The following is a 16,131-nucleotide window of genomic DNA, read 5'->3' on the forward strand; positions in this document are numbered from 1 at the left end:
ATCATCTATGACGAGTAACAAAAAAGGGCCCTGGAGCGGTTTTGCGCTCCAGGGCCCTTATCTTATGAGAAGAATCAGTCCTGGTCCCAGTTGTGATACACAGCCTGGACATCATCATTTTCCTCCAGGAGATCGATCAGCTTCTCCATATTTTTGATATCGTCCTCAGCGGTAAGCTTGACATAGTTCTGGGGGACCATCTGGACTCCAGCCTCCAAGAAGACATAGCCTTTCTTCTCCAGAGTTTCGGTCACAGCGGCGAAGGCATCGGGATCAGTATAGACCTCAAATACCTCGTCGTCAGCCTGCATATCGTCGGCGCCGGCCTCCAGAGCATCCATCATAACAGTATCCTCGTCTAGGTCTTCCGACTCGATGACAATGACACCCTTGCGGTCAAAGGACCAGGATACACAACCAGTGGCGCCCAAGCCCTTGCCATACTTGTCCAGCAGGTGGCGCACCTCAGGGGCGGTGCGGTTGCGGTTGTCGGTCAGCGCCTCGATGATCACGGCGACGCCATTGGGGCCGTAGCCCTCATAGGTCACGTTCTCAAAGCTGTCGGTATTGCCGGAGCCCAGCGCCTTGTCGATGGTCCGCTTGATATTATCGTTGGGCATATTGGCCGCCTTGGCCTTGGCAATGACGGTGGCCAGACGGGAGTTGTTGGCGGGATCACCGCTGCCCCCGGTCTTGACTGCTACGATCATTTCACGGGCAATCTTGGTAAAAATTTGGGAGCGCTTGGCGTCGGCCGCACCCTTGGTCTTCTGTATATTGTGCCACTTGGAATGTCCGGACATGGTAATATCGTTCCCTTCTTGTGTAATGAGCGCAAATATTATATCACTCTTTATCGGCCTTGACAAGCTGTTTTCTCAGGGGATCGTCCAATCTATATAGATTACAGAAATTGCATCGTCAATTTCTTTCGGAAATGGTAAGAAGTGTGCCACGCAACAACTCTGCAAAATAAGAAAGCGAACTATTCAAACCAGATCCTGCCCGTTCAATTGCTTGAGACAAAAGAACGCCAAAAATTATAATAGAAATGGATAAAGTGATCATACCTAAAAGAAATACCCAATTTTTCATTGTTTAACCTCCTTTGGTACAATTGCTTTCAAAGTTCGCAATACTTTCCATAGACAATATAGGTGTAATTGAAGTCAGGAGATCCCAAGGCCTTTCGGATACAATGCCAGCGTCACTGGACCTGACTCCGGTCTTTGTCAGGCACCATGATACGCAGATGCCAACCCTCACCACATTTGCCCTTCTCGTCAAACACTTCGATGTCAAACCACATCTTCCGGCGCTCGATTTCCCGGAGGGTGGCGGTAGCCCACACCTTCATCCCAACGGGTGTAGGGGCCAAATGCTTGACGTGCGCTTCCGCGCCTACGGTGGTCATCCCATCGTCCAAAAATTCACGGGCCAATTCCAGAGCGGCCCCTTCCATCAGGGCCAGCATATTGGGGGTGGAAAGGATCTTGGCGCCGGCGGTTCCGATGCGCTTGGCGGTCATATCGTCTGTGACTGTCCAGGTCAGTGTATGCTGCTTCTTCTCCTCCATGGGTATTCTCCTCCTGTGTATTGTGCCCCTTCAGCGGAAGGGAGTTCCATCTTTGTCCAGTACCTCTCGGCGGTGGAAGGTAACCATGTCTGGCCGGAATTGAGGATATTCCTGGCAAAAGGCGCTGTGGATAAGTTCGGGGTTCAGGCCGGGATTCTGGGCTGACAGTACCGCATCTAGCGTCATAGTGTCGCTCTGACATTCCAGATTCCAGCCGCGGATCAAAGGAATGAGATCCACTTCTGTATATCCCTTTTTGGCTTTGTTAGATTTCTTTTGCATAATCAAACTGTCGCGGCCCAGCAGCTCCCGCATGGCAGACTCTGTCTCCTGGGGACGGCCTGCCGGATATTCCATATTCATGATGTAGTTGACATAGGCCAACTCCTTGAGTTTTCGCTGTGCTGGATAGCACTGATGGACCACGATCCCCTCCGGCATGGCGGCGGTCAATCTGCCCGGCACCTCTTCCCTGCCGGTCCCCTCCATCAGTCCAAACTCCAGTATTTCACACTGGCTGGAGTAGCCCACCGAGAGGGGCAGCGCAATGGAAACAAAGGGATGTGGATTAAACCCTTCTGTATGCTTGATCGGGATCTTGGCGCGAGCGAAAGCACGCTGAAAGGTGCGCATCAGATCCAGATGGGAGATATATTTGGCTCTCCCTGTCTTGGAAAATAGCAGGCGGTCAGCCACAGGTCCTACCTCCTGTCAGCATTTTGTTGGCCCCACAGGCCGAGCAGCGTGACCGGCAGTCTGGAGTGGTGACAGACTGGTAGCAAAGCTCCCGCTCCCGCCACAGGAATTCCCGACTGACCCCGACGCTTGGTACTGCCCAGGGGAATAGCTCGTCCTTTTCCCGGACCCGGTGGGCATAGAAGTCCCCATCCAGCCCACAGGCGGACAGAGCGTCCATCCATCGCTGGTAATCGAAATATTCGCTCCAGGCGTCAAATTTGGCTCCATGCTCCCAGGCCCATTCCAATACATCGGCTAAACGGCGGTCTCCCCTGGAGAAAATGGCCTCCAGATAGCTGGTCTGGGGGTCGTGCCAGTTGTAAGTGATCGACTTGTCCCGCTTCAGCGCATCCCGCAACAAATCCACCCGGCGCTGGTACTCCTCTACCGGGATTTGGGCCTCCCACTGGAAGGCGGTGTGCGGCTTTGGAACGAACCAGGAGGTGGATACCGTGATTCGTACTCCACGGGCCTTGTTTGGAGTGCACTCCCGCCAGGTAAAATAGACCTTACGGGCTAGGTCGGCGATGCCCAGGACATCCTCATCTGTTTCTGTGGGCAGTCCCAGCATAAAATACAGCTTTACTCCACTCCAACCGCCGGAAAAGGCGGTGCGGCAGGACTGGAGAAGGTCCTCCTCCCGGAGATTTTTGTTGATGGCGTCTCTTAGGCGCTGGGTCCCAGCCTCCGGAGCGAAAGTCAATCCGCCCTTTCGGACCCGCTGGAGCCGCTCCATCAGATTCATGGAGAAGGTATCCGCCCGCAGGGAGGGCAGAGACAGGCCAATATCCCGTGGGGCGCAGTAATCCAGCAGGTCATCACACAACTGCAGCAGACAGGGATAATCCGTGGAGGACAGGCTGGACAGTGTCATCTCCTGATAGCCGGAGTCCTCGCAGGCTTCCTTCCCATATCTGGCCAGCAGTTCTGGGCTGCGGCTTCGGACAGGGCGATAGGCATATCCAGCCTGGCAGAAGCGGCAGCCCCGGATACATCCCCGAAACAGCTCCAGCATCACCCGGTCGTGGACGATCTCGGTGGAGGGAATGATGGTCTTTACTGGGAAATAGGCTTTGTCCATGTCCTGGATGATCCGTTTTGTCACGGTGGCGGGGGCACCCTCCTTTGGAGTGATGGCTGCCACCCGTCCGTCCTCATGGTAAGTTACCTCATAAAGCGAGGGGACATAGATACCAGGGATACGAGCCGCTTCCTGCAGAAGCTCCTCTTTAGACCATCCTTCCTCCTGGGCCCTTTGGTACAGGTCTATGTACTCCAGGGTGACCTCCTCCCCTTCGCCAAGGACGAAGAAGTCAATAAAAGGGGCCAACGGTTCAGGATTATAACAGCAGGTGCCACCAGCTACCACAAGCGGAGTAAGACCTTTCCGGTCCGCGGATCGGAGCGGCAGTCCCGCCAGATCCAACATATTCAAAACATTGGAGTAGGCCATCTCATACCCAAGAGAAAAGCCGATGATATGAAAGTCTGCGATGGGATCCCCGCTCTCCAGCCCATAGAGGAGCAGTCCCTCCCGGCGCATTTCCTCTTCCATATCGCCCCAGGGGGCATAGCAGCGCTCGCACCACACATCGGGCCTCTGATTCATGACGCCATATAAAATGCGGCATCCCAAATTGGACATCCCAATCTCATAGGTATCCGGAAAACAAAGTGCGAAACGAGTGGTCACAGAACACTTCTCTTTGACCACTGCGTTATACTCGCCGCCAGTATAGCGGGCGGGCTTTTGTACTTTTGGTAAGATATGCTCTAGTGTGCGATTCATATTGATCCTCCAGTTGAAACGCCTAGGAGCGAATCAATATGATTTTACCTTTTTCTTATCTATAAGGCAAGCCCTATTTCCCCTCTTTTTTCCTTTGGAAAAAACAACCAGTAGCCACAGCCCAACAGATAACAGGGTGATATTTCCGTTTTTCCAGGCCAGCAGCGCCCCCGCCAGAAGCAGCGAGCCTACCAGACATCCGTCCAGCAAGGCTCCAATTTGCTCTGCCACATTCAGGCCACAAAAAACAGCCAGCAATCCATGTAAAAAACGGCCGCCGTCCAGCCTCCCGACCGGCAAAAGATTAAAACAGCCTAGAGCCAGATTCAACCCGGCGAAAAGTGTTCCCCAGCTCCAGCGGCAACAGAGGACAGCCAGCAGCAGATTCACGCCCGGTCCCGCTAGAGCCGCCACCATCTCCTGGCCATATCCCATCGGCCTACACAGTACCATTTCCGCTCCAACAGCTGTAAGGCTGATTAGCTTGATATCTCCACTCAACAGCCGTATCGACAGGAGATGCCCCAGCTCATGGAAACAGCAGGCCAACACGCACAGCGGGACCAGCCCCTGCCGGTCCAGGTAGTTGAGCCACGCCAACATGAGGAAAAAGGGCGCTGTTACTTCCAACTTTCCAATGCGCATTAGTTTTCCAGGACCTGGATATAGTAAATTGGATCCAGATGAGTTTTATTGAATTTAAGTTCCAAATGCAGGTGTGGCCCAGTGGCGGCGCCGGATGAGCCCACCTCCGCAATCTTCTCCCCCACAGCCACAGACTGTCCCTTACTGACACAGACCTTGTTACAATGAGCATAGAATGATTTGACGCCATTTCCATGGTCCAGTTGGAGATAGAGCCCATAGGAGTCGTCTTGGCCGACATACTCCACCGTGCCGGTGGCAAAGGCGCTGATCGGATCGCCTGTCTGTCCACCAATATCCACGCCGCCGTGAAACTGATACACACCATTAATAGGGTGGTCCCGGTATCCATAGACAGAATTTAAATGGCCAAGAACAGGAGTGACTGTTTCGAGATCTCCCAGTGAGAGCTTATCCATGGTATAATTATTGGGCAGCTCCTTCCCACTATAATCGGATTTGAGGAGCAGCGTACCCGCGGCCGGCACCACGGCTGGCTCCTCCACTGCCGCTGGCTGCTCCGACTGTTCCACAGGCTCCGTATCAAAGGAAATATCCAGCTTTGGGAGATCGGAGGAAAATAGGTTCTGGGTCAATTCCTCCGGATCCTGTCTGCCCCCTGTCAGGAGCACAATCTTTGATTGGGAGGAATCATACAAATTTCCTGCCTGCTGTGGATCTACGTCGGAACTAGAAGAACCGCCGAATACTTCTACACAAAATTCACCAAGTTGGTCCAGCAGCGTGCCTTCCCCCCCAATCGTGGCGCCAAGTTTGGAAAAAGCAGCTTTAAAATCGATATTATAGGTGATAAGCTGAACGATATCGTCCCGCACCTGAAGCAGTTTGGCTGGGAAAATTCCCTTCCCTAAAAATACGGTTAGGAATAGGACGACACAGACCAACAGCTGACGTAGACGTGTCCTCTCCTGGCTGCTGGATCCTCTACTATGCCGGCCTGCTCCGGTAGGTGAGAAATGGATATTTTTTCGGGCAGTGTGTGCGGCGCGATACATCCTGGCCCCTCCCTTTTCAGATATCGGTGATAGGTCAGTCTATTCTGAAGCGGTTTTGGATATTACACTTGACATCTTTGATGAAAGATTTTATAATATAGCAGTTAGAACTCCGGGTGTGGCGAAGCTTGGTATCGCGCTTGGTTCGGGTCCAAGAGACCGTGGGTTCAAATCCCGCCACTCGGACCATGGCGAGTGTTCTTATAGCATTTGAAAAGCTGTAAGAACACTCGTCTTTTTTATTGTTTTCATCCGGCGATTTCTGCTGGGATGTAGTTGACGAACACACCCTTTCGGGTATTGACGGTCACATCAGGGATGGGCAGGGGCAGCATTTTAGGGATTGTGATTTCTCCCACGCAGTTATAATGGATGCGAAGCCGCTGCTCCCATACACCATCATTTTTCTCCGCATTGTAAACCTCGATCTTCTCAACCAATTCGTTGAGCATCCGGGGCGTGAGCTTGCGTGCGCGGGTGTACTTTCGCACCAAAGAGATGAACATATCCGTGGTCATGGCCTGGCTGCTCTGCTTCTCGATTTCGGAGCGGAGCTTTTTGATTTTCTCCGCCAGTTCCTTTTGTTCGTCCTCATACCGTCTGGACATTTTCGCAAAACGGTCGTCGGAGAGTTTGCCGGAAACATTGTCCTCATAGATGCGTTCAAACAGCCCGTCCAGTTCCTCGTCACGGGCAAGCAGAGCTTTCAATTCCTTCTCCTTCAGCTTGCGGTCGGTCTCCGCCACCTGCTGGGAGTGACCAATCACCGCTTTCAGAAATTCGTCCTCATAGAGGCTGGCGAACTTCGTCAAGCGCCGGATCTCACCAAGCACCACCTGTTCCAGAAAATCCACTCGGACATAATGGGTGGAAGTACAGCTCCCACGGTTGCCCTTATAGTTGGAGCAGTTGAAATACTTGATCTCCGGGTTTCCCTGATTGAAATGGAAGTGAAGATTGCAGCCGCAATCAGCGCAGACCAAGAGACCGGAGAACATATTGTGCTCGCCTTCGTTGGTGCGGCGCTTGCGGATTTTTCCCCGCTTCTGCTGCACCTGCTCAAATACGGACCGTTCGATGATTGGCTCGTGGACATCCTTGAAGATGACCCAATTCTCACGATCATTCTCCAACCGCTTTTTGTTCTTGTAGGATTTGGAGTAGGTCTTGAAGTTGGGAATGTCGCCGCAATACTCCTGCAAAGACAGAATTTTGGTCACGGTGGAACTATTCCACTTGGTAGCGGGCTGCTGCTTGCCCTTTCCGGGACGTTTGATGCCTTTCTTTAGCCAATAGGCACGTGGGGTAAGGGTTGCGTCCTTTTCAAGCTGGGCTGCAATCTGCTCCGTCCCGTAGCCCTCCAGGGTCATGCTGTAAATCCGCCGAACCACCTGGGCGGCTTCGTCATCTACGATCCATCGTTTCGGATTGTCGGGGTCTTTGATGTACCCGTAGGGAGGCTGGCCCATCGGCTCACCTGCATTTCCCTTGATCTTGTTGCTGATACGCCGCTTCTTGCTAATGTCGCGGGCGTACCACTCATTGAACAGGTTGCGGATCGGCGCCAACTCATTCTCGCCCTCGGCGGTGTCGATGTTATCGGATACCGCCACCAGGCGAATGTCATGCTCCGGGAAAAATTCCTCGGTCAGCCTGCCGACCTCGATGTAGTTACGGCCCAGGCGGGAAAGGTCTTTGACAAATACTGCGGCGGCCCGCCCCTGCTCAAGTTGCTGGATCATCTCCACAAAACCAGGGCGGTCCATCGTGACGCCGGAAATACCATCGTCCAGGAAATGAACCAGGTTGGTGTAGCCTTTTTCCTTTGCCACTTTGGTCAACAGCTTTTTCTGATTGCCGATGCTGTAACTCTCACCCTCCAGATTGTCGTCACGGGAAAGCCGCTCGTAGAGGAAAGCGGTCACATCACGGGATTTTTTGTTATTCGACTGTCTCATAAGTCCTCCTTTCTGGACAGCCGAACAGCGCATATCTTGTATTTCCAATACAATTATACCGCTGTCCTCTGCCCGTGTCAGCCGATTGTGGAAAGTTTACATTTTCTCATTTTCGGCCTTCATCAACCGAAGGAGGACACTGCCCAAGGTATCCGGGCTTTCCTCTTTGAAAACAGACTCTACGACAAACGACCTATTGCCAAAGCGATAGGTCGTTTTTTCTTTCAAAGGGTTTTCCTGCGGCTTTTTACCGCTTGAAACAGAATTACGATCTTGCATAATAATCCCCTTTCATTTTCCAAATCAAAAGCGGGGTCTGCGGGGGATGCCTTTGTGTGGTACGGGATGCTGTGCGCCGCCCCCACCAGCGCCGCGCACTGGGAAGCCTCTGCTGTGTCCATATTGAAGGCCCCATCACAGCAGAAGAAAGCGTAGTCGATGCCCCATGACGCCATCTCAGGCATCTGCTCTGTGGTGGAGGTATCTCCGCTGACATAGACGGAGACGCCGTCACTCAGGGTAATGACATAACCCACGCACTCCGTCACATCATGGTTGTCGTTGTAGCCGGCCTCCACCGCCTGTACGGTGGCATAGCCCAAGTCGAAGGTCTGATGTACCCCGCCCGCCAGCGCCTCGTCCTGGGTAATGATCTGGCAGCCCTCGTTGCGGAGGGCGACTTTCGCAATCTTATTGTGGTCGGGGTCGTCGTGGGTCACCAGGATCAGATTGGCGGGCAGGTCATACCCTGTCCCGGCATAGGGGTCGATGTAGATCACCTTGCCCTCGGGGGAGACGATACGGATGCTGCCCTGCCCCTGGTAGAGAAGCCGTGCCTGTTCCGTATCTTCAATGCCCAGGCTGTTGCAGACCATGATGGCCATGTCGCCCCGGGTGAGGGATACATTTTCCTGTTGTTCCGACACCTGCTCCAAGAGGCCAAGACCGGTTCCAATCTCCAGATAGCCTTGGGGAAAACCGCCCAGGTTTTCGGCCTCTGTGCCGTAGCCCCGGGCACGGACCAGCATGGTCACACATTGCTCCAAGGTCACGGGGATGTCCGGTTCAAAGAGGGTATCGCTGACGCCGTAGATGAGGCCCAAGGCGGAAGCGGAGGAGATATAGGAGTAGGCCCAATGGCTCTCCGGCACATCTGCAAAGCTTTTTCCTTTACCTGTTTCCTCCTGACCGTAGGCCCGGACCAGGATGGTGGCCATCTGCGCCCGGGTCAGCGCCGCCTCCGGGTCGAAGGTGTGGGCGGTAGTCCCTGCTACAACACCCGCCTCATACAATTTATTCACTGATGCCTCGCAGGGCAGGCCGGAGATGTCGTCAAAGGTGGTTCCTGTATCCTCCGCGCCTGCACAGGGCAGCAGCATGACTGCCGCCAACGCCAACACCGTCATAAAGCTGAAAATCTGTTTGGTCAAAGCAAAGACCTCCTTTTCTGTGGATGATTTGCATTGTAGCATGACACCCTGCGGCGCTTCGAGGGTCAAACTGCGGCAATCCTGTGGCAGCCCTTTACTCATCCATCGGTTGATGCTATGATGCGGATGAACCACGGATCAGGCAGGGGAAAAACGGATCGACGTAACCCCGGGGCCAGAAGTAAATCCACATCATAGCAGGAGGAAGCCGACGATGAAAAAAAGAATAATGCTGATCACGGCGGCGTGTATGTCGTTGTGTATGGTCTCAACATGCGCATTGGGAGCCGCAGTCAGCCGCGATGAATTGAGCGCAGAGAAATCGGGCATACCTGTCCGCACAATGTCATTGGCACTTGTGAAGGATGCCAGCGATGGAATGAATATGTATGAGAACAGCGACTTCATCGAAAAGGAGCAGCCGGAGCTGAGTGAGGAAACCAAGGAGCTGATCTCCCGCTACCAGCAGGACCCTTCGGAGGAAAATTATTTCAATCTCCGGGAGAAGGTGATTGAGGACTACAACGCGGTTGTTGAACGAAAAGAAGAAAAACTCAACGAACTGAAAGCAGAAACTGCGGGAAAACCGGGCGGCGATGAGATCGTTGCAGAAATGCAGGATCTGGTGCAGGATATTTATATCACCTACTGGGACCGTATCAACAGCAGTATGCTTCGGTTCAGCAATCCCCGGCTCTTAAAGTGGCGGGTCGCCAGCGCAGCCAGATATGAATATATCCCTGTCATGGGTGCGGGAGAGACCATCTATGTCAAACGCACCCCGGTCACCAACGGGGAATATGCTCAGTATATAGAGGCCACCGGCGCGGCGGCCCCCTCCAACTGGAAAAATGGGACCTATCCTGCGGGGGAGCGGGACTTCCCAGTGAACTTTGTCTCCTACGAGGATGCCCTGGGCTATTGCGCGTGGCTCACTGAGCGGGACGGGACCAATACCTACCGCCTGCCCAGCGAGAGCGAGTGGGAGTTGGCAGCGGGGCATATGCCCAAGGACGCCGACTTCAACTGCGGCGTCAACGACGGCAGAACGCCGGTGGATGAATATTCCGATGTGACCCGGGGTGCCCACGGAGCTGTGGATTTTTGGGGCAATGTATGGGAATGGACTTCCACTGTCCGTTCTGAGGAGAGCGGAGTTACCACGCTGGGCGTCAAGGGCGGCTCTTGGGCCTCTGTTCGGACGGACTGCCGTACCGAATACCGGGACGAGGGACGGGATGCTTCTCGAGGATATGAAGATGTGGGGTTCCGTGTGATCCAGGTGCTGGACGGCAGAGAGCCGGAGCAAGAAGTGGATATGACCACATTGACTGCCCCCATCGTGACGGCGTCCGCCTTGTCCTCCAATTCCATCCGGCTCTCCTGGCAGAGCGTGGAGGGTGCCGTGGAGTATCAGATCTTTGAATACGACCAGGAGACCGGTCTGGTCCGTAGGTTGGACCGCGCCAGCAACACCTCCTATACCGTGACGGGCTTGGCAGCGGGCACCGCATACAGCTATATCGTCCAGCCTCTCTCCTATACTTCCATTGGGGACAATGTATCCGCTGAATACTCCGTTACCGCCGTTACCCTGACTGACGGCGCTGAATATCCCATGCAGTTTACCGATGTGGCTCAGGACGCCTGGTACGCCGACGCGGTGCGGTATGTGAAGGAAAAGGGACTCATGAGCGGAACAAGTGAAACTTCCTTTAGTCCCGATGCCGTTACCAGCCGGGGGATGATCGTGACCATTCTCTGGCGGATGGACGGCTCTCCCGCCCAAACCGGCGCATCCAGCTTCAGCGATGTGGCGGATGGGCAATACTACTCCGATGCGGCAATGTGGGCGGCTATGAGGACGGCCGGTTTGCCCCCAATGACCCTATCACCCGGGAACAGATGGCCGCCATGATGTACCGTTTTGTCCAGGCCAAGGGCTGGGATACCACGGCAAGCGCCGATCTCTCCGGTTACACCGATGCCCCGCAGATCAGTACCTATGCGCTCCCCGCCCTCCAATGGGCAAATGCGGAGGGGATCATCTCCGGGAACGGAACCCTCTTATCTCCAGACGCCCCTGCCACCCGGGCACAAGCCGCAGCGATCCTCACACGCTTTTGCGAAATCTTTTCCGTGTAATATTTACGGGACCGGAGAAACCTCTGGTCCCGCTTTTTATGTCTGAGGAGATGAGGACGAACTGCGGCAAAACTGCGGCAGCCCTTTACCAAAGCACAGTCAGATGGTATGATACAAATAAATGATGCTGGAGGTGGTCCTATGCCGCAGGTCATCTATGTGGCCGATGATGAAAAGAATATTCGGGAGCTGATTGCCGCCTTTCTCACCCAGGAGGGCTTTCAGGTGCGGACCTTCTCCCGTGGGGACGCTCTGCTCGCCGCCTGTGAGGATGCCCTGCCCGACTTGGTGGTGCTGGACATTATGATACCTGGAACCGATGGATTGAGCGTTTGCTCCATGCTAAGAAAAGGCAGCCCCCGGCTGCCCATCATCATCGTCTCCGCCAAGGACAGTCCCTATGACCGTGTCACCGGCCTCACCCTGGGCAGCGACGACTACCTCATCAAACCCTTCCTCCCTTTAGAGTTGGTAGCCCGGGTGAAAGCATTGCTGCGTCGAACCGGGATCGAGCAGCACCTTCCCGAGCCGAGCCAACCGCTGGAGTATGGTCCTCTGGTATTATCTCCGGGGCTGCGTACTGCCGCCCTGTGTGGAGAACCCCTTACCCTGACCCCCACAGAGTTTGATTTTCTCGCTTATCTGCTCCAAAACCGTGACCGGGCGGTGAGCCGTGAGGAACTGCTCCAGGCCCTGTGGCAGGTGGATTGGCAGGCGGACACCCGGGCGGCGGACGACTTGGTGAAGCGGCTGCGGCGCAAACTGCGGGAGCGAGGCAGTCAAGTGCGGATCGAGACGGTTTGGGGCTATGGTTTTCGGTTGGAATTGGAGGACGCAGAGACATGAAACGACAAACGCTTCTCTCCCGTCTGCTTCTGCCGGTACTGGTAGTATTGCTTTTGCTGCCGCCTTTGAGTTGTCTTATTTTTCAGCGAGCGGCGGCGCGGTATGCCTATGGCGAGGCGGCGGGTGATTTGAAGGACTTGCAGCAGAATATTCTGCCCCTGATGGAGAACAGCTTTGCGGGGCAGGCAGACACGCCGGAGGCGGCCTCAGAACAGGTGGGGGACTTTCTCCGTCAGGCAGGCCCTCTGGTCCACCGCATGGGCGGGCGGGCCAGTCTGATGATATTGGGGCCTGACTTTCGGATGGTCTATCCCCGTGACGAGGGGGAACGTGAGGACGCCGCTCCCCTGGCAGAAGCATGGGCCCAGGCTATCAAGGCCGGAGAACTGTCCCCAGGCACGGAGGCGGTGGAGTGGGCAGATACCTCCGGAGAGACCTGGTTGGTGCGGCTCTATGAGATCCCCACCCAGTCCGTGCGCCTGCGGTATTTGGTTACCTACTGCTCTGTCTCCACCATCAGCGCCTGGGTGGACCGGACCAGCCTGCTTGTGTTGGTGATCTCCGGCCTGTTCGTCCTGGTGGCCATCAGCGTCCTGTGGGTGACGGCCCGGAGCGTCAGCCGCCCCCTAAACCGGCTGTGCTGGGAGGCGGATAGGATTGGCACGGGGGATTTTTCTGAGATCTCGCCCACCTTTTCTCTCAGGGAATTGGAACAACTGCGGGTATCCATGAACGGAATGTCCCGCCAGCTCCAACGCAGCGACCAGGTACAGAAGGACTTCTTTCAGAATGTCTCCCATGAGCTGCGTAACCCCCTCATGTCCATCAGCGGCTACGCTCAGGGCATTGAGCAGGGGGTGTTCCCCGCGCCAAAAGAGGCCGCTCATACCATCCTGGAGGAGAGCGTCCGGCTGACCGAGCTGGTGAACAGCCTGCTCACCCTCTCCCGGATGGAGAGCGGCCAGAATATGCCAGCGCTTGTCCCGATTTTGCTTAGGGAAGCCATCGGGGACTGTCTGGACCGCTTTCATGGGCTGGCTCTGCAAAAGGGCGTTGTTCTCGCTGCTCCGGTCGTAGACGAAACCCTGGCTGTCCTGGGGGATGAGGAACTGCTGGGGAAGGTGCTGGACAACCTGGTAAGCAACGCCGTCCGCTATGCAAAAACCTCTGTCGCAGTAGTTGTGACAGAGGAGAATCGTCATATTCAAATTGTCAGAAGTCTCAAGAAAACAGTTGATTTGAGTATTACTTCTACTATTTTCATTTCCATTTTCTCTGGATTTCAGCCAAAAAAACGTCTCTAAATTGTAGTATTAGTAGAGGGAGAATGTGAGGGTAGGGTTACGGTAGCAAGCACAGCAAGCGAGTACCCGCTTGCGATTTTTGGCTTTAGGGAACCCTCCCCCTAAACCCGAAAAATGCTTGTTGGGAACATCCCAAACCCTGATACGAAAAGAGGCGAGATACCACGATGGCAAACAGGAAACGGAATATTCAGGTAAAGTTCTATGTCACCGCCGAGGAAAAGGAACTGATGGAGCAGAAGATGGCCCAGCTCCAGACAAAGCGGATTGGCGCCTACCTTCGGAAGATGGCGATTGACGGATATATCATCTATGTGGACACCAGGGACATCAAGGAGATGAACAAGCTCCTGTCCGCCATTGGCCGGAACATAAATCAGATCGCCAAGCGGGTCAACGCCGGAGGCCCTACTTATCAGGCCGACATGGAGGAGATCCGGGAGAGATTGGAGCAGATATGGCAGTTACAAAGACACATCCTATTAAGTCAACGCTGAAAGCGGCGATTGACTATATCTGCAATCCCGACAAGACGGATGGAAAGTTGCTGGTGTCCTCCTTCGGCTGCACAGCGGAGACCGCCGACATTGAATTTGAATGGACCCGCCGCCACGCCATCGACAAGGGAACGAACCTGGGCCGGCACCTCATCCAGGCGTTTGAGCCTGGGGAGGTCACACCGGAGGAAGCCCACCGGATCGGCATGGAACTGGCGCGGGAGGTCCTGGGCGGCAAATATGAATTTGTCCTCACCACTCACATTGACAGGGATCACGTCCATAATCACCTGATCTTCAATGCGGTCAGTTTCCAGGACCACCGGCACTACCATTCCAACAAGAGAAGCTACCATGAAATCCGCCGCACCAGTGACCGGATCTGCAAAGAGCATGGCCTGTCCGTCATCGTCCCCGGCCGGGATAAGGGCAAGAGCTACATCGAGCATCAGGCGGAACAGAACGGCACCAGCTATAAGGCGAAACTGCGCTCCGCCATCGACCGGCTCCTGCCCGGCTGCACCGACCTGGAGGACCTGCTCCGCCGCCTCCAGCGGGAAGGGTACGAGCTGAAACGGGGGAAGTACATATCTGCCAGGGCTCCAGGTCAGGAGCGGTTTACCCGGTTGAAAACCCTGGGTGCGGACTATGCGGAGGAAGCTCTGACCGCCCGGATCGCCGGCAGGCCAGGTCCTTCCCGCCAGCCGAAACAGCTCACCGGGAGACCCAGTTTACTCATCGACATCCAGAACAACATCAAAGCCCAGCAGAGTGCCGGCTACAAACATTGGGCAACCATCGAGAACCTGAAGCGGGCAGCGGAAACGCTGAACTTCCTGACGGAGCACGGCATTGGAAGTTTAGAGGAATTGTCCGAGCGGTGTGATGGAGCGGCAGCCGCCACCGCCAGGGTAAAGGCGGATCTCCGGGCAACCGAAAAGGAAATAGAGCGGCTGACCCTCACCATGAAGCACGCCGGCACCTACCGTCAGCTCCGTCCCCTGTATGAGGAATACCGCCAGTCCAGAGACAAGGAAAAATTCCTCCGGGGACATGAGGGCGAGATCATCCTGTTTGAGGCGGCGGCAAGGGAACTGAAATGCCTGGACGCCATACCTCTGCCCGCCACCAAACGGCTCCGAGCCGAGATGGACGAGCTCACCGCCAGGCGGACCGCCCTGCAATCGGAGTATAAGAAAGCCCAGCGAGAGGAGCGGGAGTACGATACCCTCCGCCAGAATGTGGAGGCCCTGCTGGAAAAGCCGAGGGAACAGATTCAAACGAAGCAACACGAATTGGATTGAAAAGCACTGCTGGAGCAGCGTGGAAAAATTCATGAATTTCAAGTATAATATATTTGATACCGACGTTTGGAGGTGTGATATGAAGCGACACACAGTAATTTTAGGTGCCGGTGCAACAATAGCGGCAATTCCTAATGGAGATAAAAACGGTAGAAAATCCTCTGTTATGAACGGTTTAATTGAAAAGCTGAACTTACATGAAGTTCTGAAAGGGATAGAACTAAAGACCCAAAGCGACAACCTTGAAGATATTTATTCAGAACTTCATTCAAGACCAGAATGTAAATACGTTACAGAGGAATTGGAAAGACGCTTATATCAATACTTCGAGTCTCTTGAACTCCCTGACGAGCCAACAGTTTATGATTTTCTTATTCTCAGCTTGACCAAGAAAGATGTTATTGCAACTTTTAATTGGGACCCTTTATTATTGCAGGCCTATATCCGTTGCTACAGCATAACTGATAATCTTCCTCATATTCTTTGCTTACACGGAAATGTTGCAATGGGATATTGTGAGGAACATGGAGAATTTGGGATAAAAACCGCAAATTGTCCTATCTGCAAGAGAAAGTTTTCCCCGACAAAACTGCTCTATCCTGTTGCTCAAAAAGACTACGAGAGTGATGCTTATATACATAACTGCTGGGAGGCTGTTCAACAGGCAATTGATGAATCTTTTATGATTACTATATTCGGATACAGTGCTCCATCCAGCGATAGAAGTGCAGTCGATCTTCTTAAACAAGCATGGGGTGATCCTCAAAAGCGGCAGTTAGAAGAAATTTCTGTTGGTTGATTGTAAAATGAAGTTGGACACCTAAGAAAAAATCCATAGTGATTTTCCCCACATGGTAGAATGAAGTTTGCACACAACTTCTTC

General features: G+C 54.1%; 16 protein-coding genes and 1 tRNA gene. 8 read left to right on the top strand and 9 right to left on the bottom strand.

Annotation, left to right across the window (positions count from 1 at the left end):
* Positions 1-74: 74 nt before the first annotated feature.
* The 7 genes from OCV64_RS13650 to OCV64_RS13680 all read right to left on the bottom strand — a co-directional run bounded on the left by OCV64_RS13650 (position 75) and on the right by OCV64_RS13680 (position 5,764).
* Positions 75-803: a YebC/PmpR family DNA-binding transcriptional regulator gene (locus OCV64_RS13650; RefSeq protein ID WP_240287672.1), complete on the bottom strand. Its 729-nt coding sequence runs from the start codon at positions 801-803 to the stop codon at positions 75-77.
* A gap of 118 nt (positions 804-921) precedes the next feature.
* On the bottom strand, positions 922-1,095 hold the full coding sequence (locus OCV64_RS13655) for a hypothetical protein (RefSeq protein WP_240287674.1): 174 nt from the start codon (positions 1,093-1,095) through the stop codon (positions 922-924).
* A gap of 112 nt (positions 1,096-1,207) precedes the next feature.
* A complete protein-coding gene (locus OCV64_RS13660) occupies positions 1,208-1,576 on the bottom strand; it encodes a thioesterase family protein (protein ID WP_147571787.1) in 369 nt (122 codons plus the stop codon).
* 30 nt (positions 1,577-1,606) lie between these two features.
* Positions 1,607-2,272 (bottom strand): TIGR03936 family radical SAM-associated protein, encoded by a 666-nt coding sequence (locus OCV64_RS13665; protein WP_186852583.1) that lies wholly within the window; start codon positions 2,270-2,272, stop codon positions 1,607-1,609.
* Positions 2,265-4,103 (bottom strand): TIGR03960 family B12-binding radical SAM protein, encoded by a 1,839-nt coding sequence (locus OCV64_RS13670; RefSeq protein WP_147571789.1) that lies wholly within the window; start codon positions 4,101-4,103, stop codon positions 2,265-2,267. The genes OCV64_RS13665 and OCV64_RS13670 overlap by 8 nt, the downstream gene beginning before the upstream one ends.
* Positions 4,104-4,136: 33 nt before the next feature.
* Positions 4,137-4,748: a zinc metalloprotease gene (locus OCV64_RS13675; RefSeq protein ID WP_262670337.1), complete on the bottom strand. Its 612-nt coding sequence runs from the start codon at positions 4,746-4,748 to the stop codon at positions 4,137-4,139.
* Positions 4,748-5,764, bottom strand: a complete 1,017-nt coding sequence (locus OCV64_RS13680) for a M23 family metallopeptidase (protein ID WP_186852585.1) — start codon at positions 5,762-5,764, stop codon at positions 4,748-4,750. Before OCV64_RS13680 ends, OCV64_RS13675 begins: the two co-directional genes overlap by 1 nt.
* Before the next feature lie 112 nt (positions 5,765-5,876).
* Here OCV64_RS13680 and OCV64_RS13685 point away from each other — a divergent pair.
* Positions 5,877-5,953: transfer RNA gene (locus OCV64_RS13685), tRNA-Pro, on the top strand.
* A gap of 59 nt (positions 5,954-6,012) precedes the next feature.
* Here OCV64_RS13685 and OCV64_RS13690 read toward each other — a convergent pair.
* Positions 6,013-7,722 carry a recombinase family protein gene (locus tag OCV64_RS13690; RefSeq protein ID WP_262670338.1) on the bottom strand — a complete coding sequence of 570 codons (1,710 nt, stop codon included), beginning with the start codon at positions 7,720-7,722 and terminating at the stop codon, positions 6,013-6,015.
* A 224-nt stretch (positions 7,723-7,946) separates the two neighbouring features.
* On the bottom strand, positions 7,947-9,152 hold the full coding sequence (locus tag OCV64_RS13695) for an S-layer homology domain-containing protein (protein ID WP_262670339.1): 1,206 nt from the start codon (positions 9,150-9,152) through the stop codon (positions 7,947-7,949).
* Positions 9,153-9,531: 379 nt separating this feature from the next.
* Between OCV64_RS13695 and OCV64_RS13700 the strand changes: the two genes are divergently transcribed.
* From OCV64_RS13700 to OCV64_RS13730, 7 genes are all read left to right on the top strand, one after another.
* Positions 9,532-11,070 (top strand): SUMF1/EgtB/PvdO family nonheme iron enzyme, encoded by a 1,539-nt coding sequence (locus OCV64_RS13700; protein ID WP_262670340.1) that lies wholly within the window; start codon positions 9,532-9,534, stop codon positions 11,068-11,070.
* Complete coding sequence (locus tag OCV64_RS13705; protein ID WP_394803846.1) at positions 11,001-11,297, top strand: S-layer homology domain-containing protein; 297 nt, start codon at positions 11,001-11,003, stop codon at positions 11,295-11,297. The genes OCV64_RS13700 and OCV64_RS13705 overlap by 70 nt, the downstream gene beginning before the upstream one ends.
* A gap of 141 nt (positions 11,298-11,438) precedes the next feature.
* Positions 11,439-12,143, top strand: a complete 705-nt coding sequence (locus OCV64_RS13710; protein ID WP_262670342.1) for a response regulator transcription factor — start codon at positions 11,439-11,441, stop codon at positions 12,141-12,143.
* Entirely contained in the window at positions 12,140-13,447 is a 1,308-nt protein-coding gene (locus tag OCV64_RS13715; protein ID WP_262670343.1) for a HAMP domain-containing sensor histidine kinase, read from the top strand. The genes OCV64_RS13710 and OCV64_RS13715 overlap by 4 nt, the downstream gene beginning before the upstream one ends.
* A 167-nt stretch (positions 13,448-13,614) precedes the next feature.
* Entirely contained in the window at positions 13,615-13,944 is a 330-nt protein-coding gene (locus OCV64_RS13720; protein WP_186853425.1) for a plasmid mobilization protein, read from the top strand.
* Positions 13,905-15,248 (top strand): relaxase/mobilization nuclease domain-containing protein, encoded by a 1,344-nt coding sequence (locus OCV64_RS13725; protein WP_262670344.1) that lies wholly within the window; start codon positions 13,905-13,907, stop codon positions 15,246-15,248. The genes OCV64_RS13720 and OCV64_RS13725 overlap by 40 nt, the downstream gene beginning before the upstream one ends.
* 79 nt (positions 15,249-15,327) lie before the next feature.
* Positions 15,328-16,047 carry a hypothetical protein gene (locus OCV64_RS13730; RefSeq protein ID WP_262670345.1) on the top strand — a complete coding sequence of 240 codons (720 nt, stop codon included), beginning with the start codon at positions 15,328-15,330 and terminating at the stop codon, positions 16,045-16,047.
* Positions 16,048-16,131 lie beyond the last annotated feature (84 nt).

Source organism: Muriventricola aceti, from assembly GCF_025567565.1.
Classification (GTDB): domain Bacteria; phylum Bacillota; class Clostridia; order Oscillospirales; family Oscillospiraceae; genus Lawsonibacter; species Lawsonibacter aceti.

Bases quoted from the DNA above. Each gene is read 5' to 3' on its own strand.
- OCV64_RS13720 (WP_186853425.1), top strand. From the start codon at position 13,615: ATGGCAAACAGGAAACGGAATATTCAGGTAAAGTTCTATGTCACCGCC.
- OCV64_RS13700 (WP_262670340.1), top strand. From the start codon at position 9,532: ATGAATATGTATGAGAACAGCGACTTCATCGAAAAGGAGCAGCCGGAG.
- OCV64_RS13730 (WP_262670345.1), top strand. From the start codon at position 15,328: ATGAAGCGACACACAGTAATTTTAGGTGCCGGTGCAACAATAGCGGCA.
- OCV64_RS13690 (WP_262670338.1), bottom strand. From the start codon at position 7,722: ATGAGACAGTCGAATAACAAAAAATCCCGTGATGTGACCGCTTTCCTC.
- OCV64_RS13650 (WP_240287672.1), bottom strand. From the start codon at position 803: ATGTCCGGACATTCCAAGTGGCACAATATACAGAAGACCAAGGGTGCG.
- OCV64_RS13675 (WP_262670337.1), bottom strand. From the start codon at position 4,748: ATGCGCATTGGAAAGTTGGAAGTAACAGCGCCCTTTTTCCTCATGTTG.
- OCV64_RS13715 (WP_262670343.1), top strand. From the start codon at position 12,140: ATGAAACGACAAACGCTTCTCTCCCGTCTGCTTCTGCCGGTACTGGTA.
- OCV64_RS13655 (WP_240287674.1), bottom strand. From the start codon at position 1,095: ATGAAAAATTGGGTATTTCTTTTAGGTATGATCACTTTATCCATTTCT.
- OCV64_RS13660 (WP_147571787.1), bottom strand. From the start codon at position 1,576: ATGGAGGAGAAGAAGCAGCATACACTGACCTGGACAGTCACAGACGAT.
- OCV64_RS13725 (WP_262670344.1), top strand. From the start codon at position 13,905: ATGGCAGTTACAAAGACACATCCTATTAAGTCAACGCTGAAAGCGGCG.
- OCV64_RS13680 (WP_186852585.1), bottom strand. From the start codon at position 5,764: ATGTATCGCGCCGCACACACTGCCCGAAAAAATATCCATTTCTCACCT.
- OCV64_RS13710 (WP_262670342.1), top strand. From the start codon at position 11,439: ATGCCGCAGGTCATCTATGTGGCCGATGATGAAAAGAATATTCGGGAG.
- OCV64_RS13670 (WP_147571789.1), bottom strand. From the start codon at position 4,103: ATGAATCGCACACTAGAGCATATCTTACCAAAAGTACAAAAGCCCGCC.